19 protein-coding genes are annotated in these 22497 nt (G+C 61.3%); 8 read left to right on the top strand and 11 right to left on the bottom strand.

The features are described from left to right. Nucleotides 1–44 precede the first annotated feature (44 nt). Nucleotides 45–758, top strand: a complete 714-nt coding sequence (locus GEI7407_RS11910; protein ID WP_015172432.1) for an N-acetylmannosamine-6-phosphate 2-epimerase — start codon at nt 45–47, stop codon at nt 756–758. Here GEI7407_RS11910 and GEI7407_RS11905 read toward each other — a convergent pair. Continuing rightward, the gene (locus GEI7407_RS11905; RefSeq protein WP_015172431.1) at nt 755–1726 is read right to left on the bottom strand and encodes a hypothetical protein; all 972 of its coding nucleotides are present in this window, start codon (nt 1724–1726) and stop codon (nt 755–757) included. The two genes, GEI7407_RS11910 and GEI7407_RS11905, sit on opposite strands and share 4 nt — an antisense overlap. A gap of 220 nt (nt 1727–1946) precedes the next feature. Between GEI7407_RS11905 and GEI7407_RS11900 the strand changes: the two genes are divergently transcribed. Continuing rightward, nucleotides 1947–3104 (top strand): metallophosphoesterase, encoded by a 1158-nt coding sequence (locus GEI7407_RS11900; RefSeq protein WP_015172430.1) that lies wholly within the window; start codon nt 1947–1949, stop codon nt 3102–3104. A gap of 388 nt (nt 3105–3492) precedes the next feature. Here GEI7407_RS11900 and bchD read toward each other — a convergent pair whose 3' ends face one another. After that, nucleotides 3493–5535 (bottom strand): magnesium chelatase ATPase subunit D, encoded by a 2043-nt coding sequence (bchD, locus tag GEI7407_RS11895; RefSeq protein ID WP_015172429.1) that lies wholly within the window; start codon nt 5533–5535, stop codon nt 3493–3495. Between the two features lie 205 nt (nt 5536–5740). Here bchD and GEI7407_RS11890 point away from each other — a divergent pair, with 205 nt between their 5' ends. Next, on the top strand, nt 5741–6334 hold the full coding sequence (locus GEI7407_RS11890) for a thioredoxin family protein (RefSeq protein WP_015172428.1): 594 nt from the start codon (nt 5741–5743) through the stop codon (nt 6332–6334). Nucleotides 6335–6430: 96 nt separating this feature from the next. On the opposite strand, the gene GEI7407_RS11885 is transcribed toward GEI7407_RS11890, so the two are convergent. The 5 genes from GEI7407_RS11885 to GEI7407_RS11860 form a co-directional block, all read right to left on the bottom strand. Further along, nucleotides 6431–8131, bottom strand: a complete 1701-nt coding sequence (locus GEI7407_RS11885; protein ID WP_015172427.1) for an ABC transporter permease — start codon at nt 8129–8131, stop codon at nt 6431–6433. Beyond that, nucleotides 8128–8928, bottom strand: a complete 801-nt coding sequence (locus GEI7407_RS11880) for a phosphonate ABC transporter ATP-binding protein (protein ID WP_015172426.1) — start codon at nt 8926–8928, stop codon at nt 8128–8130. The genes GEI7407_RS11885 and GEI7407_RS11880 overlap by 4 nt, the downstream gene beginning before the upstream one ends. Nucleotides 8929–8951: 23 nt before the next feature. Further along, nucleotides 8952–9884 (bottom strand): putative selenate ABC transporter substrate-binding protein, encoded by a 933-nt coding sequence (locus tag GEI7407_RS11875; protein ID WP_015172425.1) that lies wholly within the window; start codon nt 9882–9884, stop codon nt 8952–8954. A gap of 190 nt (nt 9885–10074) precedes the next feature. After that, nucleotides 10075–10569 (bottom strand): hypothetical protein, encoded by a 495-nt coding sequence (locus tag GEI7407_RS11870; protein WP_015172424.1) that lies wholly within the window; start codon nt 10567–10569, stop codon nt 10075–10077. 355 nt (nt 10570–10924) lie between these two features. Next, on the bottom strand, nt 10925–12529 hold the full coding sequence (locus GEI7407_RS11860; RefSeq protein WP_015172423.1) for a 2-isopropylmalate synthase: 1605 nt from the start codon (nt 12527–12529) through the stop codon (nt 10925–10927). A 149-nt stretch (nt 12530–12678) separates the two neighbouring features. On the opposite strand from GEI7407_RS11860, the gene GEI7407_RS11855 reads away from it, so the two are divergent. The 4 genes from GEI7407_RS11855 to coaBC all read left to right on the top strand — a co-directional run bounded on the left by GEI7407_RS11855 (nt 12679) and on the right by coaBC (nt 15740). Then, a complete protein-coding gene (locus GEI7407_RS11855) occupies nt 12679–13359 on the top strand; it encodes a GntR family transcriptional regulator (RefSeq protein ID WP_041268420.1) in 681 nt (226 codons plus the stop codon). 112 nt (nt 13360–13471) lie between these two features. Continuing rightward, the gene (locus GEI7407_RS11850) at nt 13472–14095 is read left to right on the top strand and encodes an alpha/beta hydrolase (RefSeq protein WP_015172421.1); all 624 of its coding nucleotides are present in this window, start codon (nt 13472–13474) and stop codon (nt 14093–14095) included. Between the two features lie 155 nt (nt 14096–14250). After that, nucleotides 14251–14463, top strand: a complete 213-nt coding sequence (locus GEI7407_RS11845; RefSeq protein WP_015172420.1) for a DUF2555 domain-containing protein — start codon at nt 14251–14253, stop codon at nt 14461–14463. Beyond that, entirely contained in the window at nt 14460–15740 is a 1281-nt protein-coding gene (gene coaBC / locus GEI7407_RS11840; protein ID WP_015172419.1) for a bifunctional phosphopantothenoylcysteine decarboxylase/phosphopantothenate--cysteine ligase CoaBC, read from the top strand. The genes GEI7407_RS11845 and coaBC overlap by 4 nt, the downstream gene beginning before the upstream one ends. Here the strand turns inward: coaBC and GEI7407_RS11835 are convergent. The 3 genes from GEI7407_RS11835 to GEI7407_RS11825 form a co-directional block, all read right to left on the bottom strand. Next, a complete protein-coding gene (locus tag GEI7407_RS11835; protein ID WP_015172418.1) occupies nt 15699–17201 on the bottom strand; it encodes a hypothetical protein in 1503 nt (500 codons plus the stop codon). The genes coaBC and GEI7407_RS11835 overlap by 42 nt on opposite strands. A gap of 73 nt (nt 17202–17274) precedes the next feature. Beyond that, on the bottom strand, nt 17275–18078 hold the full coding sequence (locus GEI7407_RS11830; RefSeq protein ID WP_015172417.1) for a TIGR03943 family putative permease subunit: 804 nt from the start codon (nt 18076–18078) through the stop codon (nt 17275–17277). Then, a complete protein-coding gene (locus GEI7407_RS11825) occupies nt 18068–19075 on the bottom strand; it encodes a permease (RefSeq protein ID WP_015172416.1) in 1008 nt (335 codons plus the stop codon). The genes GEI7407_RS11830 and GEI7407_RS11825 overlap by 11 nt, the downstream gene beginning before the upstream one ends. Nucleotides 19076–19411: 336 nt before the next feature. Between GEI7407_RS11825 and GEI7407_RS11820 the strand changes: the two genes are divergently transcribed. Next, nucleotides 19412–19969, top strand: a complete 558-nt coding sequence (locus GEI7407_RS11820; RefSeq protein ID WP_015172415.1) for a hypothetical protein — start codon at nt 19412–19414, stop codon at nt 19967–19969. Here GEI7407_RS11820 and GEI7407_RS11815 read toward each other — a convergent pair. Next, nucleotides 19966–21867, bottom strand: coding sequence for a GAF domain-containing protein (locus tag GEI7407_RS11815; protein WP_015172414.1), 1902 nt, complete (start codon nt 21865–21867; stop codon nt 19966–19968). The two genes, GEI7407_RS11820 and GEI7407_RS11815, sit on opposite strands and share 4 nt — an antisense overlap. Nucleotides 21868–22497: the final 630 nt, after the last annotated feature.

Genomic DNA, 22497 nt, shown 5'->3' with positions numbered 1-22497 from the left:
ATTCTTGCTAGAGTGGCAAAGCACTGTGTGGAAGGGTCTGATTTATGGTGTTGCCCGAGGGGTCTTTGGCGCTGCTAGAAACGCTCCGTGGTGGCTTGGTGGTGTCCTGTCAGGCGCCCGCCGATTCGCCGCTCTATGAACCGTCAGTGATCGCGGCGATCGCCCAGGCGGCGGTGCTGCGGGGCGCGGTGGGCGTGCGCATCGACACCCCAGCCCACATCGCGGCGGTGCGCCAGCGGGTCCAGGCTCCGATCATTGGGCTGTGGAAGCGGCAAATTCCGGGCTGCGAGGTCTATATCACGCCCCAGTTTGAGCATGCTCGGGCTGTGGCCGAGGCGGGGGCAGACATTATCGCCATCGACGCGACGCTGCGGCCCCGGCCCGCCGGGGAAACGGTGGTGGAGCTGATCGGCCAAATTCACGACTCTCTGGGCAAGCTGGTGATGGCCGATGTGGACACGCTGGAGGCGGCGATCGCGGCGGTCGAAGCGGGCGCTGACCTCGTGGGAACGACCCTCTACGGCTACACGCCAGCGACGGCTGGCCAGACGCCGCCGGGCTGGGAATTGCTGAGCCAGATGACGCTCCTGGGGAAACCGGCGATCTGCGAGGGCGGCGTGGCTTCTCCGGAGATGACCCGCAAGGCCCTGGACCTAGGGGCCCACGCGGTGGTGGTGGGGACGGCGATCACGGGAATTGACTTGCAGGTGCAGGCCTACTGCCGGGCGATCGCCCCGGCGGAGGATCACCGGCTCTAGGCCTGGCGCTTGAGAATGATCATGTCGCTGCCCACGATGGGGCTGCGCGCCACCAAATCCCCCTGCCGATTCACCAGCCGCAGATAGTCAAAGCGGAGGTCCTGGGCCTGGCGCTGGAGGGCGCTGGCCAGGCGGTCTTGCTCCGTGACGGAGAGGCTGTACCAGCGATCGCTGAGGGAGACCACCAGCCGATGGGTAGCTTCGTTGATTTGCAGCGACTCGATCAGGTCGGGGACGTAGCGATCGCTGATGGCCACCAAGGGCGATCGCACGCTAGCAAGAAACTGCTCCTCAGGGGACAGCATCGGCTCGGGCACTAACTCAGGTAGGGCCGGGACGTCCTCGGCCGCAGGCTCGGTAGGTTCCTCCGGCAGGACAGCGACGGGAGCCGGCGTCTCGGGAGCCGTCAGCGTCGGCGGCGCGGTCAAGGTCGGCGGAGCTGGTTGGCTTATGGGGGCGGGGCGCTGGACCGGGGGAACTCGGACCACGTCAGGCGATCGCCCTGGACTGCCCGAAAAGAGCGACGACAAGATCCACAGCGCCAGGAAGATCGCGCCCGCCACGATCGCTGATAACGTCCGGTCGGATAGATTTTCGGTGGCAGACTGGGGCAGACGCGATCGCACCTGAGTCAGCAGCTTTTGCCACCAGGCCTGAAAGCGCTCGAGCCAGGGCCGCAGCTGCGATCGCCATCGGCCAATCTGCTGCTCCCAGTCAATGGAGGTGCCGCTCGGGCTGCCTGACTGGGGAGGGCCGCTGGCTTCCAGCTTGGCGATCGCCCCCTGCAAGGCCTGCACCGTCAGCCGCAGCACATTCAGGGCCTGGGTCCGCAGCACCGGCTGCGCTTTCTGCCAAGTGGCTTGGGCCTGGGTCAGGAGCTGCGCTGCAGGATTCTCCCCCTGACGCTGGGGTGAAGACTTGGGGGGTTCAGGTTGCGAAAATCCGGGCTCTTTGGGTTCTTCAGTCATGTCTGCCGCTCACCATTCGCCTTTGCACAGCTATATACCAGCATACGAGGAACCGGAAACTGCCGGGAGCCCCCTTGCTATGATGTTTCTGGCTTTTTGGGGCTGGGGGTAAACGGCGATCGCCGATCGCGCCGCCCTGCCAATTTTGAATCCTGGGGCACTCCAGGGGATTCTCCACCATCACAGCATTGGTCAACTCGTCTGGGACTACCAACACATCATGGGACTCAAGCGCCGTCGTTTTCTAGGCCTCGGTGGTGGCATTTTGGGGGGCGTGGGCCTCTCGATGATAGGCCACCGACTGCTGGCTGATTCAGCCCCAGTCCCGACAAGGGGGCCAGCCCCTTCGCCCCTGCCTGAACCGGTGCCGAGCCCTGTGGCCTCGCCAGCCCCTGCGGGCCTGTTTGCGCCGGCTCGGGGAGATGTGCGCATCGTGGTGATCAGCGATCTCAACAGCCAGTACGGCTCCACTGACTATGACCCCGAAGTCGACCAGGCGATCGCCTTTACCCCGGACTGGCAGCCCGATCTGGTGCTCTGCGGGGGCGACATGGTGGCAGGACAGTCCGCTTCCCTCAGCCGCGCCCAGATCGAAGCGATGTGGGCCGCCTTTGATCAGCACGTGGCGGCGCCGCTGCGCCGCGCCCAGATTCCCTTTGGCTTCACGGTGGGCAACCACGACGCCTCCGCTGCCCAGTCTGGTGGCCAGTACAGTTTTCAGCAAGAGCGCGACCTAGCCGCCGCCTACTGGAATGCGTCCCAGCACAATCCTGGCCTGACCTTTGTCGATCGCGCCCAGTTTCCCTTCTATTACACCTTTGCCCAAAAGAATATTTTTTATCTCGTCTGGGATGCGTCGGCCAGCCGCCTGTCGGCGGAGCAGCTTGCCTGGGTGGAGCGCAGCCTCGCCAGCGAAGCGGCCCAGTCAGCCACCCTGCGCATCGCCATTGGTCACCTGCCGCTGTACGCGGTGGCGGTGGGCCGGGACAGGCCAGGGGAAATCCTGGATGATGCGGACAGACTGCGATCGCTCCTCGAGCGCCACCGGGTGCACACCTACATCAGCGGCCACCACCACGCCTACTTCCCCGGCCATCGGGGCAGCCTACAAATGCTCCACGCGGGGGCCATGGGCGGCGGACCGCGCCCGCTCCTCAACAGCAACCTTGCCCCGTTCAAGACGCTGACCGTCGTAGATGTTCGCCTCGCCGAAGCCGACACGGTGTACACCACCTACGATCTGAGAACTTGGCAAGTGGTCGATCAGCAGACTCTGCCCCGGCTGGTCGTCGGCCCCAATGGCTGGATCCTGCGCCGAGACGTCGAAGAAGCCAATCTCAGCGCCGCAGAGCGTGCCGCTGCGGGGTTGACTCCCTGAGGTTAGAGAAACTTGGGATACGCGGCTTCTCCGGGGAATCTTGGAGAGAGGGCGAAGAAGCGGCAAACTTTCACGAAAACTTCTAATAAAAAACCGCTTCTCCCCAGAGAATAGAGAAGCGGTTGCCTTGGATGAATGAGGTTCCTACAAACAAGATAGACAACCCGCTTGTCAATGGTTTGACACTGGTGTGACAAGGGTGTGTCAGGGTGCATTTTTCCCGCTTTGGGGAGACGATGGAGCAAAACCCATCCCTCTGAAAACGCTGAAGCGCTGGCTGGCAGGCGATCGCCCCGTAGAATTACGCAGACATTAGATTCTAGATTGCTAGAAAAACCTTGGGAGCAGTTCGCTTCCAAGGCTTTTCTGTTGATGCAGGGGTGGGTGACTAGCGCGCTTTCATGTCGGCGATCGCGCTGCGAGTCATAGAGGCGATCGCCTGATCCGTTGCCTTCGGCAGGTGATAGTACTTGCCGCCGGCGGTTTTGGCCAGCTCTTTGGCAAATCCCGTGGAGATGAACTTATTCTCGGTGTCGATGACCAGCAGCTGGATACCCAGGCCGCGAATGCGTCCCGCGATCTCCAGCAGCTCGCCCTTGATGTCTGGCTTTTCGCCCTCCATCATCACCTCGCCCAGGGAGCGCGCCAGCGGGATATTCCCCCGCCCGTCGGTAATGGCCACGATCACCACCTGGCCTACGTCCCCGGTTTGCTGAGCATTCATGCCGACCCGCACGGCCTGGGTCAGGCCGTGGGCCAGGGGCGAACCGCCGCCGCAGGGCAGCCGGTCCAGACGTCGCCGCGCCGACGCGATCGATCGCGTGGGGGGCAGCAGCACTTCGGCCTGCTCGCCCCGGAAGGGAATCAGGGCCACCTGGTCGCGGCTCTGGTAGGCCTCGGTGAGCAGCTGCATCACTGCGCCCTTAGCCGACTGCATCCGGTTCAGGGCCATGGATCCCGATGCATCCACCACAAAGACCACCAGCGCGCCCGATCGCCGCGCCAGCCGCTTCGAGCGAATGTCGGGCTGCTCCACGATCACCCGGCGCTCCGGGTTGCGCAGGCGCCGCGCCTTTTGGTAGGGGGCGGCGGCGCGCAGGGTGGCGTCCACTGCGATGCGCCGCACAGGCCCCTTGGGCAGCATAGGCTTCACGTAGCGGCCCCGGTCCTCGGTAAACATGAGGCTGCGAGCCCCCGACTTGCCGCGCCGCTGGGCCATCTGGGCGAAGTACAGGACCGTCGGATCGAGAATCACGCCCTCCGGGTCAAAAACAAATTCTTCTGGAACGCTGGGGGGGTCTTCGGGCTCCTCGGTGTCCTCGTTTTCGCTCTCGTCCTCGGTTTGATCGTCCTCGTCCTGATCTTGGTCGGTGGGCTCGTCCGGGTTGTCCTGGTTGGCAGGGGGTGGCGGCGGCGGTGGCGGTGGCTGCTCCTCGGGCGGCGTCTCGATGACTGTTGCCCGGGGAATAATCACCAGCTCGACGGCCCGTCGCAGGTCGTCGGCGCTGACCTGGGTGCGGCCATCGAGGGCGGCGCTGGCCTTGGCCACCCGCACGGCGAAGAGCTCGGCCCGGTGTCCCTGGACGCGACCGCGCACGGCCTCGTTCACCAGGTAGGTGATTTGGTCTTGGGAAATCTGGACATCCTTGAGCCACTCGCGGGCCAGGATGATTTGGGTTTTGAGACTTTCGGTGTCTTCTTCGTACTGCTCGAGGAAGGCGGTGGGGGAGTTGGCGTAGCTGGTGGCCTGCTCGACGGCGGCCACCCGATCATCGAGGCCCAGCACCATGTCGGCGGAGAGGGCGATCGCAAATCGGTCGAGGACGTGCTCCCGCAGCGCCCCTTCCTCGGGGTTGTAGGTGGCAATCAGGATCGGCTTGCAGGGGTGCTGGACGCTGATGCCTTCTCGCTCGATCTGGTTGCGGCCGTCGCTGAGGGCGCCCAGCAGCAGGTTGGCGATTTGGTCGTCGAGGAGGTTGATTTCGTCAACGTAGAGGACGCCTCGGTGGCCTTCGGCCAGCAGTCCTGGCTGAAAGACGGTTTCGCCGCGCTTGATGGACTGGGCGACGTCCACAGAGCCCAGCAAGCGGTCCTCGGTGACGCCCAGCGGCACCTGAACAAAGGGAGCCGGAACGACTTGGGTCGGCGCTTCGGTGGGGCGATCGCCATACTCAGCGGCGGTTTGGTCGTCCCATTCCGAGGGCAGGTTGGGATCGCAGTTGAGGGAGCCTTGGACGATTTCGATGGGGGGCAGCAGGGCGTGAATTGCGCGCGCCATCACGGATTTGGCCGTGCCGCGTCGACCCGAAATGATGATGCCGCCAAGGCCTGGATCCACCGCCGACAGCAGCAGGGCGACCTTGATCGCTTCCTGGCCGACGACGGCTGCGAGGGGAAAGGTTAGGGGTGCAGAGCGACTGAGCACAGACATCCTTTTCGTTGACGGAGTTCCAGTACTCCAGCATACCAAGAAGCGCCCAGCCCTTGGGCTGCTGGCTTTTGGCTGGATTGGCGAATTTGGCGGGAAAAGGGGCGATCGCCCTGCGAAGAGCGGTGGTCTGCTCTAGGATCAAGAGCATTGGGCTTCGATCCAGTACTTCAACGATTTTCGGCACAACACGGCACATACAGAAATCATGGCTGAGCACTCTCCCACAGCAACCCCCGAAGCAACTCCGGTCAACTTTGCCAAGCGCATTCGCAACTTTGCCACGGTGCTGGTGGCTGTTTTCCTGAGCGTGAGTGTCTTCCTGGGGCTCCAGACCGCCAACCCGTCCTCTTCGCTGACGGCCCTGGCAGAGTCGGCGATTCCTCTAGAGGCTGCCCTCACCAGCAATAAGCCTACCCTGATTGAGTTCTACGCCAACTGGTGCACGAGCTGTCAGGCCATGGCCGAGGATATGGGCGAGCTGAAGCAAACCTACGGCGATCGCATCAATTTTGTGATGCTGAATGTCGATAACAGCAAGTGGCTGCCTGAGATGCTGCACTACCGTGTCGATGGCATTCCCCAGTTTGTGTTCCTCGATGCCCAGAGCGAAACCCTGGGCAGCACCCTGGGCGAGCAGCCCAAGGCCATCATGGCGGCCAACCTAGAGGCGCTGCTTTCTGGAGAGGCGCTGCCCTATGGCCAAGCCAGCGGCCAAACCTCTGCCTTTGAGGCGCCGGTGACCGCAGCGGGTGGCCAAAGCGATCCGCGCAGCCACGGCAGTCAGGTGGTGGCGAACTAGAGGCTGCGACGGCTGAAATTTTGCAAGTGCGCGATCGCCCCTTGCTTCCCGTCAAAGGCTCGGGAGGCAAGGGGCTTTTGCGTGGGGACAGAGTCGCTAGCGCAGCGATCGCCGCACCGAAGCGCTGATCAGGTCGACCATGAAAGTCAATGCCATGAAGCACAGCAGCGTTGACAGCAGGCCAGGATAGTCGAAGTTGCTGAGCTGCTCGGTGAGGCGGCGGCCCAGACCCCCGGCCCCCACTAGCCCCACGATCACGGTGGCCCGGATGCACACTTCCCAGCGGTAGAGAATGTAGGCCAAAAAGCGCGGCAGGGTATTGGGCAGCAGGCTGTAGAAAATGATTTGCCCCCGGGAGGCGCCCAGGCTGTGCAGGGCGCGGGCGGGACGCTCATCGAGATTTTCGATCACTTCGGCCATCAGGCGACCGAGCACCCCCAGGTTGTAGAGACCGAGGGCGATCGCCCCCGGCAAGATGCCGGGAAACAGCACAAACAGCAGCACCAGCGCCCAGATCGGCGGCGGAATCGCTCGACTGACCAGCAGCACCAGCCGGGTGGTCACCAGCACGGCCATTCCTCGCAGCCAAGCCGCGCGATCGCCCGCCTCCGGCCGGAAGAGGCCGCCGGGGAGCAGGAGATTTTGGGCGGCCCAGAAGGACAGAAAAATCGCCACGGCCCCCGCCCAGCTCATGGCGACAATGGACATCGCCAAGGTCTGAAGCGACAGCTCCAACAGGTCCCCGGCTTGGGAAAAGTCCGGCGGAAAGGCGGTGGCCGCGATATCTGCCAGCAGGGCCTGGGTGCGCGGCGACCATAGCTTGCTAAAGTCGGCCCCTACATAGAAAAACGAGAAAATAACCAGCCCAACGGTCCCTATCCAGGAAGCGCGCAAGATCCAGTCTGCCTCCCGGCGCGGCTGGCGGCGCTGGAGCTTGCCGACATTCAGATCCAGGCGGCTGGGCGCCCCGATGCGACGGCGCAGAATTGCGCTCCAGGCGTCGATGGCGCCGCTCAGCAAAATCAAGGCGATAAAGAGGGTCCAGAGCTGGCTGTAGCGCAGGGACTTTAGGCTCAAGAGGAGCTGGTAGCCCAGGCCCCCGGCCCCGATCACGCCGAGAACTGCGGCCGATCGCACCGAGCACTCAAAGCGATAAAAGCCGTAGGACAGCAAGCTCGGGAAAGCCTGGGGCAAGATGCTGTAGAGAAAGGCGCTGATGGGGGAGGCGCCGCTGCTGAGGAGCGTTCCCAGGGGAGCTCGGGGGGTCTCGTCGAGCAGCTCAGAAAAAACTTTGGCGGTGATCGCGCCGAAGGGAAGGGCGATCGCCAAAATGGCCACCAGCGGATCGAGGCCAAAAATATTGACGAAAAACAGGCCCCAGATCAGCTCGTGGATGGCGCGAGGCACGGCCAAAGCCCCGCGCAGCGCCACCCAGATCATCTGGGCGCGGCGGGGATGGGTGGGCCAGACCGACTGCCACCAGACCTCTGAGCAGAGTACGCCGCCCACCAGGCCAATAGCGGCGCTGAACACCGTGCCGCAGACGGCGTAGCCCAGGGTTTTTAGGGAGGCGTCTAGGGCGATCGCCACAAACTCCGGCGACAGGTCCGGGCGCAGAGCCGCTGCCCAAAATTCCTGCACCAGAGACCAGCCCCCCTCGTTGACCACGTCGCGGCTGAAGATCCCGGTTTGGGCGATCGCCGCGCCGATGGCAACCAGGGCGATCGCCCCCCATAGGTTCCGCAGGGTCCAGCGCTGGGGGCGCGGCAAAGCAGAGAGATCGAATTCAGCGCTCATAAGCGGTACAGCTCGGTCACCATCTCCTCTGTGACCGCTGGCGCTGGAGCGTCAAACATCACCTGACCCTGGCGCAGACCCACAATGCGATCGCAGTGGCTGCGGGCAAAGGCCACGGAGTGCAGCGTCGTCACTAGCGTAGTTCCCAGGTCAGCGCTCAGGCGGCCCAGCAAGTCCATGACCTCCCGCGATCGCTCCGGGTCTAGGCTAGAAATGGGCTCATCGGCCAGGATGGCTTCGGGATTTTGAACCAAAACGCGGGCGATCGCCACCCGCTGCTGCTGGCCGCCCGACAGCCGATCTGTGCGTTCGTAGAGCTTCTCGGGGATGCCCACCTGGCCCAGCACTTGGGCCGCCCGCTCCACCTCCTGGGGAAACACCAGGGACAGAGCCGACTTCAGCAGGGACCAGCGCCCCAGGTTGCCTGCGTTCACGTTGTGGATCACCCGCAGATTGTCCACCAGGTGAAACTGCTGGTAGATCGTGCCGATGCGGCGCTGGACCTGACGGCGCGATCGCGCCTTGAGGTGGGCCAGGTTTCGGCCCAAGGCCCACACCTCCCCGGTCGTCGGTGCCTGGGATCCATTTAGGAGGCCCAGCAGCGTGGACTTGCCAGCGCCGCTGGGGCCTACCAGCGCCAGCCGCTCCCCGGCCCGCACCGTCAGGCTGACCTCCCGCAGCGCCTCGAACCCTCCAAAGCGCACGCCCACCTGCCGCAGCTCGAAAATGACGCTGCGATCGGCTGCTGGCGCCGCCGCCTGACTGTGGGGTTCCTGCACCGCTCTCTCTGGATTCATGACCTAGGAAGTTGATCCGTGAACTACTTGATCTTGCCGATTTGGCGACCGACCGCCTCGATTTGGGCGTAGTTCTTATTCTCCGTTGGGATAAACTTCTGAGCCCCAAACAGCTCCAAAATTTCCTTTTGGTCTGGGTCGGCCGGGTCGAGGCTCAGCAGCGCGGCCTGGACCTTGTCCACGAAATCCGCGCCGTAGCGCTCTTTCACCGCCGGATTGATTACCCAGTGGTAGTCGTAGTAGGTGGGCGTCCGCCAAATGACCTGGACCTTGCTCGTGTCGATCGCGCCCTCTTTCAGACGGCTTTCCCACACCTGCTCATTGAGCGCTCCGACCTCGTAGGAGCCTGCGGTCACCAGCTTGATCGTCGCGTCGTGAGAATCCGAAAAGCCCGGCTCTCCCTTGAAGTCTTCAAGTTTGACCCCGGCCTGCTGCAAGAAGTACTGGGGCATCAAACGGCCTGAGGTCGAGGACTCGCTACCAAAAGTGAAGGAGCGCCCCCTCAGGGCATAGAGTCCTTGCAAATCCTCAAAAGGCTGAAGATCTGAGTTTTTGTTGGCAATAAAAACGCTGCGAAATTCGGCGTCGATGTCTCGCTGCGCTAGGGCTTCGGCTCCGGGAACCTGCAAACGAGCCTGCACCCCTGTGAGCCCCCCAAACCAGACCATGTCTAGGTCTCCGACTTTGAAGGCCGTCACGGCGGCGGCGTAGTCGGTGACGGGCTTGTACTCCACCGGCACTCCCAGCTTGGCTTCTAGGTAGGTGGCTAGCTTGCCGTAGAGCCGCTGGAGCTTCTCGGGGTCTTGATCAGGAATTGCCCCGGTAGTGAAGGTGCGGACTGCTTCTCCCTGGGCATTGGGTAAGGGACTGCTGGCGGAACCTCCCTCCGGTGAGGACGAGCAGGCTGCGAGAGGCAGCAGGAGACTGACTAAACTGGCTAGTAATAGACGTTTCATAGGTTATTTGCGATCGCTCACCCACAACAGAACAGGCGGTTAGCGGCTGTGGCCTAGCACCTCGGTCTTGCGCGGACCCCAGCCTTCTCTAGAAATTGGCCAATCCTGAGCATACGCCAAAGCAATCAAAAGCGATCGCTCCCTTGCAGAAAGCGATCGCCCGCAAAATTTGGCTGGGTGAATCCAGTCCCTAGTAGGTGTAGTAGTAGCCCGAGGGATACTCGACTCGCCGATAAATGACCCGCCCGCGCCGAGAGCCGTTGATTTCGGAATTGATAATGGTGGGGTTGATCAGCGTGGAGTCGTTGATCTCGGAGTTGATGATGGTCGGGTTGACCAGGGTGCCGCGGCCGTAGGGGTTGTAGTCGTAGCGGGAGCTAGAGCTGTTGCTGACGCAGCAGACGACGCCACCGCGCGATCGCGTGCCGGTGGGGCGATTGGGGTCGATGGACAGGTCTACAGACGTGCTGCGGCTGCTCGGGCGGATCGTCGCTGGATAGGGCCGATAGTTTTCGTAGCGGCCATAGCGATCGTAGGAATCGTAGTCATCACCGATGATGATTTTGACCTCGGCGGAGGCCGGGGCGATCGCGCTCCCGAGCAGGGCCACTGTGGTCAGCAGCGCAATGCCCAAAGACTTCTGGGCCGACAGACCGGGCGATCGCAAATGGGGCAGTCTCACCATGATTGGCTCCTAATTAACAAGTGCATAGCGATCCCAACAGTGGCGCACACGTGCTCTGACATTTGATACCGAAGGTCTGAGGGCGGAGAGACTCAAACTCGGGATGAGAGCTGACCTTGAGCTTAGCGGCTCGGCTCCAAATGGACTTCGTGCAACAGACTCATCCACTTGGGCGATCTGACGGGCGTCTGCGGCTCGGTCAGTATCCCGTCGTCCGCAAATTCTGGGAGAACTCGCTCAATAAGACCTTCAAAGAGAACCTCTGGTTCCCGGAAAAATCCCAGGATCAGAGAAGCCTGCGGGCCGCTGGAACTGGCTTGAGACTACTCTCAGTCTGGATTAGCCCGCGCTTTTCCTAGGCGCTCAGGGCCGCCGGTGCCGCTGCCGGGAGCGATCGCGCCAGGCGATTGAGAGCGTTCATGTAGGCGAACGCCGCTGCGACCACGATGTCCGTATCCGAGGCCTGCCCGATAAACAGCCGGTCCTCGTGGCGCAGGCGCACCGTCACTGTCCCTAGGGCGTCAATTCCCTCCGTCACAGACTGGACCGCAAACTCCACCAGATGGTTGGGGATTTTCACCAGGCGATTGATCACTTGGTACACCGCATCCACGGGGCCGGTGCCCACCGCTGCCTCGGTCAAAATTTCGCCGGTGGGAGTGACGATGGTGACCGTAGCCGTGGGACAGGTGCAGTCGCCGCAGGTCACCTGGACGTGCTCGAGGCGGAAGCTAGGCTCTGCGTCGGCCTGGACTTCGTCCCGGGCGATCGCCTCCAAATCCCAGTCGGTAATGTCTTTTTTCTTGTCGGCCAGCTCCTTGAAACGGTGGAAAGCCCGATTGAGCTCCTCTTCTGCCAGCTGAAAGCCCAGCGTCTGCAAGCGCGTTCGGAAGGCGTTGCGGCCGGAGTGCTTGCCCAGAACGATCTGGTTTTCCATCAGGCCAATGGTGGCCGCGTCCATGATTTCGTAGGTTTCGCGGTGCTTGAGGACGCCGTCTTGGTGAATGCCGGACTCGTGGGCAAAGGCATTGGCGCCGACGATCGCCTTGTTGGGCTGGACGCTCATCCCTGTGGCCTGGGACACCATCCGCGACGAGCGGTAGAGCTCCTGCGGATTGATCCGGGTCAGGGGCTCGGTGTGGTCGGCGGGCCGGCCCAAAATCGGGTTGAAGTAGGCCTGCCGCACGTGCAGCGCCATGACGACTTCCTCGAGGGCAGCATTACCGGCCCGCTCGCCAATGCCGTTGATGGTGCACTCGACCTGGCGCACGCCGCTCTCGATGGCGGCCAGGGCGTTGGCGGTGGCGAGGCCGAGATCATTTTGGGTGTGGATGGACAGGATCACCTGATCGATGCCCGCGACGTTTTGGCGGACGCCTTGGATCAGGGCTTCGATTTCCTTGGGGGTGCGGTAGCCCACGGTGTCCGGAATGTTGATCGTGGTGGCCCCAGCGGCGATCGCCCGCTCCAGCACCTGATACAAAAAGGCGGGCTCTGATCGCGTGGCGTCCATGGGTGAAAACTCAACATCTGCCACGAAGCCCTTGGCGTAGGCCACCATTTCGCCGGTCAGGGCCAGCACTTCGGCCCGGGACTTGCGCAGCTGGTGCTCCAGATGAATATCCGAGGTGGAGAGAAACACGTGAATGCGCGGATGGGCGGCGGGTTTGAGGGCCTCGGCTGCTGCTTCGATGTCCTTGGGTACGGCTCGGGCCAGGCTGCAAATGATCGGGCTGTCGGGGCGGCCGCCCACCTCCCGCGCGATCGCCTGGACGGCCTCAAAGTCGCCGGGACTCGACACCGCAAAGCCAGCCTCGATCACATCAACGCCCAGTAGAGCCAGTTGATGAGCGATCGCCAGTTTTTCGCCCACGTTTAGGGTGGCGCCGGGAGACTGCTCGCCGTCGCGCAGGGTGGTGTCAAAGATGATCACTCGATCGGACTGAGGTTGATGGCTCATACTGACTCCTTTTAATTGAGGGGAGTGATGGAAGGGCGGCTGAGGACTTGGAGTCGCTCGGTGGGCGATCGCCCATGGCTAGGCGTTTGCTCACCAGTCTCAGCTACTCGCTTTGGATATTGTATACAAAAATCGTATACAATATCCACATGAATCTCAACGACCTTGCCGCCACTGTGCTTCAGCAGCAGCGCAGCACGCCCGATCTAATCGCCGATGCCCTGCGTCAGGCCATCCTGCACGGCATCTTTCAGGAAGGGGAATCCCTGCGCCAAGACCAAATCGCGACCAAGTTTGGGGTGAGCCGCATTCCGGTTCGAGAGGCCCTGCGCCAGCTCGAAGTCGAGGGACTGGTCACCTTCTACACCAACCGAGGCGCCACGGTTTCGGTCCTCTCGCCCGCAGAGGCCCAGGAGCTGTGCGAAATTCGCGCTGCCCTGGAAACTACGGCCCTGCGGGTGGCGCTGCCCCAGCTCCAGGCCGAAGATTTGCAAAAGGCCGAGACGCTGCTGGCCGCCACGGACCAGGCGACGGATGTGGGCCGCTGGTCAGAGCTGAACTGGGAATTTCACGCCACGCTCTATGCCCCGGCCCATCGGCCCCGCCTGATGACCATGCTGAAGGCCATCCACGTGAACATGGATCGCTATGTCCGCCTGCAAATGAGCAAAATGCACTACCTGGAGCGATCGCAGAGAGAGCACTACCAGCTCTTGGCCGCCTGTCGCCAGCAAGACACCCCTGGCGCGATCGCCCTGCTAGAGGCTCACATCACCGAAGCGGGCCAGCAGCTTGTCGCCTATCTAGAGCAGTGCCCCAAGGGCCGGTGAGCGCAGTGATCTCAGCAGGCGATCGCCCCTTTTCTGGATCTGGTGCCCAAGGCTGGCCTCAAAGGCGCTCGACGCGGCACAGTAGAAGCAGCAAACCAGATTGAGAACGCCTATGCTGTCGGTCAAATCGATCCTGCCCACCTCGAATCAGCCCCCCAAAGGTGTGATTGTCGCCCTCCACGGCTGGGGCGCGAACGCTGCGGATTTGGCCGGACTGGTGCCTTTCTTGGGCTTGGGCGATTATCAGTTCCTGCTGCCGGATGCCCCCTTTCCCCACCCCTACGCCGCTGACGGCAAAATGTGGTATGACCTGGAAAGCGACCAGTACACCGGCATTACTGAGAGTCGCCAGCTGCTCCATGACTGGCTGCGATCGCTCGAAGGCGAGACCGGCGTGCCCCTCGATCGGACCTTTCTCAGCGGCTTCTCCCAGGGCGGCGCGATGACCCTCGATGTGGGGCTGCAGCTGCCGCTAGCGGGGCTCCTTTCCCTCAGCGGCTACCTCCACCCGGTGACCCAGCCTCTGGCCGATCCGGTGCCGCCCGTGCTCGTCGTCCACGGCCGCCAGGATGCCGTCGTTCCCTTGCGAGCTGCCCACCACGCCCGGGAGGACCTCACCCAGCGGGGGGTGAGCGTGCAGTACGAAGAATATGACATGGGTCACGAAATCCAGATGGTGGTGCTAGAGCGAATCAAGGCATTTATCGAGGCCCAGAGCGCCGCCTGGGCAAATTGACCCGGGGACTTAGCGCCGACCAATTGAAACACTTGATGACCTTTTCCGGGAAGGGGTAGGGATTTCAGATAAAATTAAAGCCTGAGGCGAGTTTCCTGCCCGCTGCTCAGCAAAGCAAGTGAACTGAAAGCGCGGAGGATAGGAGGTGCGGAGCCATGACAACTGCCAATTTTTCCCATAAGGACGTTGCTGAAATTACCGAAGCAGAGGTGGCTGCCCTAGCCAATCGCTTGGAAGATGATGATTACAGCAGCGTATTCGAGGGGCTAGAAGACTGGCACCTGCTGCGAGCGATCGCCTTCCAGCGTCCAGAACTGGTTGAACCCTACATTCACCTACTCGACCTAGAAGCCTACGACGAAGCGTGAAAGGTCGGCGAATTCTCCTAGGCCTCGGTGGTGGCATCGCGGCCTATAAAGTATGCGAAGTGATTTCTTCCCTGGCGAAGTCCGGGGCTGAAGTTCGGGCCATCCTGACTGATGCTGCCCAAGAATTCATTACGCCGCTGTCGGTGGCGACGCTCTGTCGCCATCCGGCCTACACGGACCAAGACTTTTGGCAGCCGACCCATGCTCGCCCGCTGCACATCGAGCTGGGGGAGTGGGCGGAGCTGCTGGTGTTGGCTCCCCTGACCGCAAACACCCTCGGTAAGCTGGCCCACGGCCTAGCGGACAATCTCCTGACCAATACAGTCCTGGCCTCGACCTGCCCGATCCTGCTGGCCCCGGCCATGAATACGGATATGTGGGAGCAGCGGACGGTCCAGGCGAACTGGCAGCAGGTTTTGGGCAATCCGCGCTGCCATGGCGTGGGGCCAGGGGCGGGAATTCTGGCGTGCGATCGCGTTGGGATGGGCCGCATGGCCGAGCCGCCAGAAATTTTGGTGGCCATTGAGTCGCTGCTGCAAACCGGCGGTCGGCGGGACTTGGCAGGACAGCGCGTCCTCATCAGCGGCGCCTCGACCCGCGAGTACCTAGACCCAGTGCGCTTTTTGGGCAATCCGTCCACCGGCAAGATGGGGGTGGCGCTGGCCCAGGCGGCCTACTATCGCGGCGCAGCGGTGACGCTGGTCCATGGCCCGATGGAGGCGTCCCTGCGATCGCTGCTGCCGCCGGTCCAGACAGTGCCGGTGACCACCGGAGAAGAAATGTATGCGGCCATGCTCGCCCACCAGCCAGAGGCAGACTGGATTGTGATGTCGGCGGCGGTGGCCGATGTGAAACCGGCCCGCTACGTGGCGGAGAAACTGCCCAAGCGATCGCTCCCGGATCAGCTGGAACTAGCGCCGGTGCCGGATATCCTGATGACCCTGGGCGATCGCCGCCTGCCGCGCCAGACCCTCGTAGGGTTCGCGGCCCAGACCGGCGATATTTTGCCGCCCGCGCGGGACAAGCTCCAGCGCAAGAAGCTCGACGCGATCGCCGCCAATCCCGTTGACCAAGCCGATAGCGGCTTTGGCACTTCGACCAATCAGGCGATTTTCCTCGATCGCCACGGCCGCCAGCAGGCGATCGCCCCCTGCTCCAAACTGTCCATGGCCCACCAGCTCTACGACTTTGTGCTAACTATCGACACCAGTAACGGTGCTGGTGGCCTCGCCGACCTAGGGCAGCCAGACTGGCCGGAATCCTTCAAAGGGCAGTAGCTCCGGCTGCTGGAGAGCCAGAGTTTTGCCGGTTTCGGCGTCAGGCGGCGTCAGGGGCAGCAGCCAAAGCTGACTGGTGGCGATCGCCTCCCCCGCATCGTTGCGCAGGGCGCTGGGCTCGCTCTGCTGAGCTGCGTCTGCGCGGATCGAGCGGTCAAACAGCAGCGCCAGCCCGTCCGGCGCTAGGCTCATGCGCACATCCGGCTGCGCAGGTAGCTGAACCAGCGTGGTTTTTTCTTTGGTCTTGAGGTTGAGCGTGGCGATGTAGGGCTGCTCTCGATAGGCGTTCGGGTCCTCGATCAGCTCCGTCAGCAGGCAGTAGAGCTGCTGCTGTAGCGGGTCAAAGGTAACGGAGCGAATCGATCCGGTCGTGCGCATCAGCTCCACCTCGCTGCCCTGGTTGGTCACCAAAAAGAGCGATCGCGTCCGGTCTGTGTTGAATTTCACCATGGCGGCCTGGGTGCCGTCCGGGGCAAAACTCAGCACCGTGCCGTACTTCGGCAAAAAGTCCAGGGTATCGGCTGTTTGGGCCTTGCTTTCGTCTAGCGGCACAATGGCAACCCCTTGCCCCTGGGCCATGGCCACGGCTTTGCTGTCTGGCGTGATCAAAAACTCGCCCCCGGGCTGGGTCTCAAAGGGGACCGGTTCCTTGTTGCCCAGGATTTTCCAAAAGCCAAAGTCACTGGGGTCGTCCCGCTTGACCCGCTGCACGATGATAAATTCTCCATCGGGTGAGAGGTCAAACTTGAGATTTTGATAGGGACCACTGTCTAGGACGAGCTCAGGGGCTGGATTTTCCTCACGCGGCGACCCATTGGCGCCGGTGCCCACGACGTACAGCTTTTGGTCAAATTTGCCCTGGTTGTAGCTGGTCCGGTCCGTAGCCGCAAAAAGAATGCGATCGCCCTTGGGATAGCTCTCGAACTCCCGCACCACCAAGCCCGCTGGCGAGAGAATCTGCTTTTTTTCCTGGGTGAAGTTGTAGAGAACCAAGCGTCCCTCTTCGTCACCGTTGGTGCCGATGTAGGCAAAGGCGCGATCGCGCGTCTGAAACTGGCTCAAGAAAGGTTCAATGGAAGCAGCTTGCTCAGCAGTATTGCTAAAGCGGTCCCTAGCCCCCTCAAGGGCAATGCTAAATTGCGTGCTGTAGGGGGCTGGCAGGGTCAGCGTGTAGGCCATGCGCCGCCCCGCCCAGCTGATTTTCCCTGGGAGTGCTGGACTGATGCGCAGGTTGCGCTCCACGCTTTCGGTGTTCATGGGGCGATTGAAGGTGACGATAAAGGCCCGGTCCTCGGAGCCGATGCGCTGACTGGCCCAGCTAAAGTCCCGGACCTTGGGCTCGGTGTGATCACCGCTCCAGATCAGCAAGCCGATCACAATTGACAAAGCCACCATCGCCCCCAGCGCAACGCGATCGAGGGTAGACAGAGAAATTTTTTCCTTGGGAAATGACGAAGCCATAGCGGATGCTGCTCAAAACGACGGGGCCACAGGTCCGGCAAAAGCCGCGATTCCTCGGGGAGCTCGAAATGGCCTAGTAATCGTAGGGATTTTTGGGTTCAGGAATGGTTTTGAAGGACTTGGCCACAATCACCAGCTGACGCCGCTGGTCGAGTTCCTCAGTGGCCATGGTGCCCTCGATTTCGAGCCACTGGTCGGCGGGATAGGGCTGGGCAGCGCTGCCCTCGGGCAGCTTCACCGGCAGGCCGACCGGATACACGTCAGCCGCGCAGCAGGTGATCACAAACCGCGAAATCACCAGGTACCCCGCTGGGTAGTTGGGCGGGTACACCACGAAGCCCTGAACCTTGGCCGCTTGGCCTGTGTAGGCGTCTGGCTCTGGGTACACATTGAGGGTCCGCACCCACTCTACAATCGAGCGATCCTCGGGGCGAGCCACCACCTGAAAGGACTGAGGCTGGCTGCGGGTGAGGGTGACAAAGTCGGCGATGCCTCGGTTGAGGGCGATGTCGCTGGCGAAGGCGCGGGGCGTGATCAAAAAGCCTGCGATCGCAGCGGCCAACAGCAGGGCGCTGCTCCAGCCCGAAGGCAGCAGCGTCATGTGAGACCGCTGACTGACAATGGCGCGACGGCGCACGATACGGCTGATCAGCAGCAGCAGCTTGGCAACGCCGATGATCAGCAGCAGCAGGCCGGTGGCGATCGTCAGCCAGTGGTAGTTGGGGTGGATCAAGAGCCCCAGCTTGCCATCGCGCCAGTAGTGCATCAGGAGGGCTCCCCAAGCGGCGATCGCCAGAATATCCAGCAAATTTGTCAGGGCTGGCCAGATCCGCGCTTGAGGAGAGCGAACGGTGCGGGGGGAAGAGTTAGCTGACATGCAGGTTCAAGAACAAAGTCGCAAGGAAGGTCAACTGGGCCGCAATGACGAAGATGTAGGCGATCGCCCGCCCGCGAAACAGCGACATCATCAGGCCAATCGCCTTGAGGTCGATCATCGGTCCGAAAATCAGAAACGCCAGCAGAGACCCGCCGGTGAAGGCCGACGCAAAGGACAGGGCAAAAAAGGAATCCACCGTGGAGCAAATCGACACGATGGCGGCCAGCAGCATCATGGCCACGATCGAAGTAATCGGTCCCTGGCCCAGCCCCAGGATAACTTCCCGCGGCACAAAAATCTGGATCGAAGCGGCGATCGCGCTGCCGAGAATCAAAACGCCCCCCAGCTCCCGCAGCTCCTGCACCGCGTTTTCTAGGAAGAGCCAGAATCGGCTGTTGGGCGCGGCGATCGCCGGAGCGGCCGCCGCAGTGGCCGTCGCCGTCTCAAAGCGCATCGACTCTCCCTGACCGATCAAAAACGTGCCCGACTGGAGCAGAGGCGAAACGCTGCCCCCCGAAGATTTTTCAGGTTCGGGCGATCGCACCAAATTGGCAACATTGGGCTGCAGCAGTGGGCGAATATCTTTTTGGGTGCTAAAGAGCCAGCCAATCAACGTCGCAATGGCCAGCGTTAGCCCCACGCGCCAAAACACAATCTCGGGCTGGTCGCGAAAAGCAATCCAGGTCGACCAAATCACAATCGGGTTAATCGTGGGGGCCGCCAGCAAAAATCCGATGGCAACCGGGGCAGGAGCACCCTGGATCAGCAGTCGCCGCGCCACCGGTACGTTGCCGCACTCGCACACCGGAAACAAAAAACCGACCATGCCGCCCGACAAGGCCCCAAACAGCGGATGTTTGGGGAGGGACGCCACGAGCTTGCGCTCGTCCACAAATATCAGCAAAAAGCTGGAGAAAAGAACGCCCAAGAGCAAAAAGGGAATTGCTTCCACTAGAAGGCTCAAAAAGAGTGTGAACGCACTGTGTAGCTGGTTCATGAAGATCGTAGTGGACGGCAAGAGAGGCTTGGTTCGCACTGACAAGCCATTGTATCGAAATCATTTAAGGACCGCCGCAGAAATTGTGCTTCTGGGCCTAGAGGCAGTGTGGCACTTTGCCAAGTGTCCTGATATGAGGGCTGCTTAGTCGCGATCGCCTGCCCTTGACAGCACTTTTGGTCTTCCCTACCCGCGATCGCCCGCCCAATCAGGAAAAATCACTTAGCAAACTGTCATACCCAGGGGCCAGCTCCCCGAAATATTACGGAGGATGTTTGTAGACCTCCTGGGGACGGTCTCCCGCTACGTTCAGTGCATCTCATCCTGGAAATCACTATGTTGCCCCCCACCACCAAGACTGCTCCTGTTCTCAGGATCGACACAACCCCCCCTGGGCACCTGCAACGGGCTGCGGCGACCCCCATGCCGGCCTGGGCCGAAATCAATTTCGATGAGCGAGCTTTGTACGAAGAAATTCAGCATCAGTACACCGACTTGGGCGTCGCCTTCCAAGGAGCGATCGCCCTCCAGCCCTCTAATCCCCTATTTCTTCAGGGATGCTCTGGGCAGCGGGTGATTGCGCCGAAAACCAGCGATCGCGGCATCACGGTGCAGTTTCGCCAGTCCGTGCGAACCGTCAAAGTCCAAGTCTGTAGTGCCAGTCCAGTTCAGCTAGCCGTCTTCGATGGTCAGGGCCGCTGCATGAGCCACATTAGAGGGGGCCAGCGCTACCACCTGGGCCCTAGCACCGATCTGGAGGTGCCGCTACCCCACCACGAGCTGACCCTCGAAGGAGAGGCGATCGCCCGGGCTGTCCTGACCGCCAACACCACCTTCATCGTCGATCGCGTGGCTTTTGGGCGATCGCCCAGCGAGACCCCCCAAGCCGCCTAGGCCAGCTTGATCGGCAGCTCAATGAGAAATTCTGCCCCTTCTCCCGGCGAGCTGATGCACTCCAACCGCCCCTGGTGTCCGTTCACGACGATTTCCCGACAAATCGACAGTCCCAGGCCGCGGGCTTCTTTCTTGTCCTTGGTGGTAAAGAGCGGCTCAAAGATTCGCTCTAGCAGCTCCTGGGGAACGCCGGGACCATTGTCCTTGAAGGAAATGCAGACGGTCTGAGGATCGGCCTGCCAGCTGCGGATCGTCAACTGAGTCGCATCGCCCCCCGCATCAATGGCATTGTTGATCAAATTCAGAAAGACTTGATTGAGCTGTCCGGCGCGGCAGTGAATGGGCGGCAGCGCGCCGTACTCTTTGGTCACTTTGACCCCCATATCTAGGCGGTGGCGCAAAATGACCAAGCAGCTATCGATGCTTTCGTGGAGGTCGATGGCCTTGTGCTTCGCTTCGTCTAAGTGAGCGAAGCGCCGCAGCGCCAAGACCACCTCCCGCACCCGGCTGGCTCCGTCCCGCATCGACTGGAGCATCAGCGGGAAGTCTCGACGCAGATAGTCTAGGTCGAGATCTTCGTCGATGGCGTCTAGGCGATCTTGAGCTTCTGGCACCGCTTGGCGGTAGCGATCGAGGGCCTCAAACAGCGAGAGCGCGTAGCCTTGGGCATGGGGAAGATTGGCGTGCACAAAGTTCATGGCGTTGTTGACCTCGTGGGCAACGCCCGCGGTGACTTGGCCCAAGAGAGACAGCTTTTCGCTCTGGATAAGCTGCATTTGAGCGGTTTGGAGCTGCTCTAGGGTGGTGCGAATTTGCTGGGTTTGGGCCTGGGAGCGGGCGTACAGCTCGGCCTGCTGAATGGCGATCGCCACCTGATTGGCCAGCTGCTCGAGGAGATCGGTTTCCCAGCGCTGCCACCGGCGGGTGCTGCGGCACTCGTGGGCGATCAGCAGCCCCCACAGCTGAGCGCCGATCACAATGGGCACAATCAAGTTGGCCTTGACCTGGAGCCGCTTGAGAAACTCTACGTGACAGGTGTTGAGGCCCGCCTTCTCGACATCGTTGATGGCCCGCACTCGCCCGCCGAGGTAGAGGTGCGCATAGTTGCCTGAGAAGCAGTCATCTTGACCGATCACGCCTAGGACCGAGCACCAGGGCGCGATGACGTCCTCGACCACCACCGTGCCGTTCCAGTCTTGATCAAACTTGTAAATCACCACCCGGTCGGTGTTGAGCAGCTTGCGGACTTCCTGGACGACGGTTTGCTGGATGACTGACAGATTGAGGGTCTGGCGAATTTGGTTGGTCACCAAGCGCAGCAGAGACTCCCGCTCGGCCCGATGGCGCATTTCGTCGTAGAGGCGCGCCTGATTGATCGCGATCGCTAACTGCCCTGCGACCCCTTCTACGAGCGCTTCTTCCCAGGGCAGCCACTCCCGCTGGCGATCGCACTGGTGCAGCCCCAAAATCCCGTTGACCTGCCCCTGGTAGCGCGTGGCCACCGCCAGCATCGACCGAATCCCCAGCTCAGCGGCCATGGCTTGTCCTTGGTCCCCCAGCTCTGCCGCCTCCTCGAGTCGAGCGATCGCCAACACCCCGGGCCGCTCCATCAGCGCCTGCAAATGCGGATCGTTGGCGATGGGCAGCTGCAGCCCGATCTGAGACGCAATCTCGCCCTGGCGATACTCCCCCCGCGTGATCAAAAAGTCATCCTCGTCCGTTTTCCGAATCAGCATAGAAACTCGGCTACAGCCCAGGGCCTGTCCCAGCAGATGGCAGGCGACTTCCAGCACCTCATCGAGATCCAGTGTCTTGCAGATCTCTGTGCTGATCTGATTGAGCAGCTGTGAAAACTGGACCTGCTGCTGAAGTTGCAAATCCAGAGGATCACTATCCATGGGCACAGTCCCTAGGGGCGCGAGGAATGAATCATTACCGGGGCGTGACTTGCTTTGGAAGGAAGGGAAATCAAGAACCATACGGAGACAGGCGGCTTTGCCGTGGAGGACACAGGAGTGAAGGGAAACCGGTCAAACGCTGAGGTCGGAATGAGCACACCCTGAGGTTCGGAAATAAATCTTAAAGATTATATTGCCTATCTTCGATAAGAGCTATCTATCTGGGGATGAATACTGCCAATTTGGCAAAGAAATTGACTTTTAACTAATAGTGCTCTGCACGAAAGAATCAGAAAATTGTGCTTTCAGAAAAGACTGATTTTGAGATCTCTAAGGGGTTTCTACTACAATGGAAAGCTTTGAACTAGAGACTTTCGAAGATTTCAAATATTTTCTGTTTTGGGTAAACAGTTTTAATAAAGAAATTTTCTTGAAAAAGGCAATGAGTAAAAGTACCTTTTTGAAAAATCTAGACTTAAAGCTTTCCTTGATACTTTGAGGCTCAAAAATAGGGCTAGAGTTTTTGAAAATAGACAGTTTCTAATCAAAAAAAACAAAAAATAAATGATTTAGGGCTGAAAGGGAAGGGCGATCGCCTGCGGTCCTCCCAAGGGTTTTCGGTAGATGGGG

Source organism: Geitlerinema sp. PCC 7407 (genome assembly GCF_000317045.1).
Classification (GTDB): Bacteria; Cyanobacteriota; Cyanobacteriia; order PCC-7407; family PCC-7407; genus PCC-7407.
Note: the sequence above shows the minus strand (reverse complement) of the source record. Positions and strands in the feature narration are given on the sequence as shown.

Bases quoted from the DNA above. Each gene is read 5' to 3' on its own strand.
- GEI7407_RS11845 (WP_015172420.1), top strand. From the start codon at position 14,251: ATGACAACTGCCAATTTTTCCCATAAGGACGTTGCTGAAATTACCGAA.
- GEI7407_RS11850 (WP_015172421.1), top strand. From the start codon at position 13,472: ATGCTGTCGGTCAAATCGATCCTGCCCACCTCGAATCAGCCCCCCAAA.
- GEI7407_RS11905 (WP_015172431.1), bottom strand. From the start codon at position 1,726: ATGACTGAAGAACCCAAAGAGCCCGGATTTTCGCAACCTGAACCCCCC.
- GEI7407_RS11830 (WP_015172417.1), bottom strand. From the start codon at position 18,078: ATGTCAGCTAACTCTTCCCCCCGCACCGTTCGCTCTCCTCAAGCGCGG.
- GEI7407_RS11855 (WP_041268420.1), top strand. From the start codon at position 12,679: ATGAATCTCAACGACCTTGCCGCCACTGTGCTTCAGCAGCAGCGCAGC.
- GEI7407_RS11885 (WP_015172427.1), bottom strand. From the start codon at position 8,131: ATGAGCGCTGAATTCGATCTCTCTGCTTTGCCGCGCCCCCAGCGCTGG.
- GEI7407_RS11875 (WP_015172425.1), bottom strand. From the start codon at position 9,884: ATGAAACGTCTATTACTAGCCAGTTTAGTCAGTCTCCTGCTGCCTCTC.
- GEI7407_RS11820 (WP_015172415.1), top strand. From the start codon at position 19,412: ATGTTGCCCCCCACCACCAAGACTGCTCCTGTTCTCAGGATCGACACA.
- GEI7407_RS11860 (WP_015172423.1), bottom strand. From the start codon at position 12,529: ATGAGCCATCAACCTCAGTCCGATCGAGTGATCATCTTTGACACCACC.
- GEI7407_RS11870 (WP_015172424.1), bottom strand. From the start codon at position 10,569: ATGGTGAGACTGCCCCATTTGCGATCGCCCGGTCTGTCGGCCCAGAAG.
- GEI7407_RS11815 (WP_015172414.1), bottom strand. From the start codon at position 21,867: ATGGATAGTGATCCTCTGGATTTGCAACTTCAGCAGCAGGTCCAGTTT.
- GEI7407_RS11910 (WP_015172432.1), top strand. From the start codon at position 45: ATGGTGTTGCCCGAGGGGTCTTTGGCGCTGCTAGAAACGCTCCGTGGT.
- GEI7407_RS11825 (WP_015172416.1), bottom strand. From the start codon at position 19,075: ATGAACCAGCTACACAGTGCGTTCACACTCTTTTTGAGCCTTCTAGTG.
- GEI7407_RS11835 (WP_015172418.1), bottom strand. From the start codon at position 17,201: ATGGCTTCGTCATTTCCCAAGGAAAAAATTTCTCTGTCTACCCTCGAT.
- bchD (WP_015172429.1), bottom strand. From the start codon at position 5,535: ATGTCTGTGCTCAGTCGCTCTGCACCCCTAACCTTTCCCCTCGCAGCC.
- GEI7407_RS11890 (WP_015172428.1), top strand. From the start codon at position 5,741: ATGGCTGAGCACTCTCCCACAGCAACCCCCGAAGCAACTCCGGTCAAC.
- GEI7407_RS11900 (WP_015172430.1), top strand. From the start codon at position 1,947: ATGGGACTCAAGCGCCGTCGTTTTCTAGGCCTCGGTGGTGGCATTTTG.
- GEI7407_RS11880 (WP_015172426.1), bottom strand. From the start codon at position 8,928: ATGAATCCAGAGAGAGCGGTGCAGGAACCCCACAGTCAGGCGGCGGCG.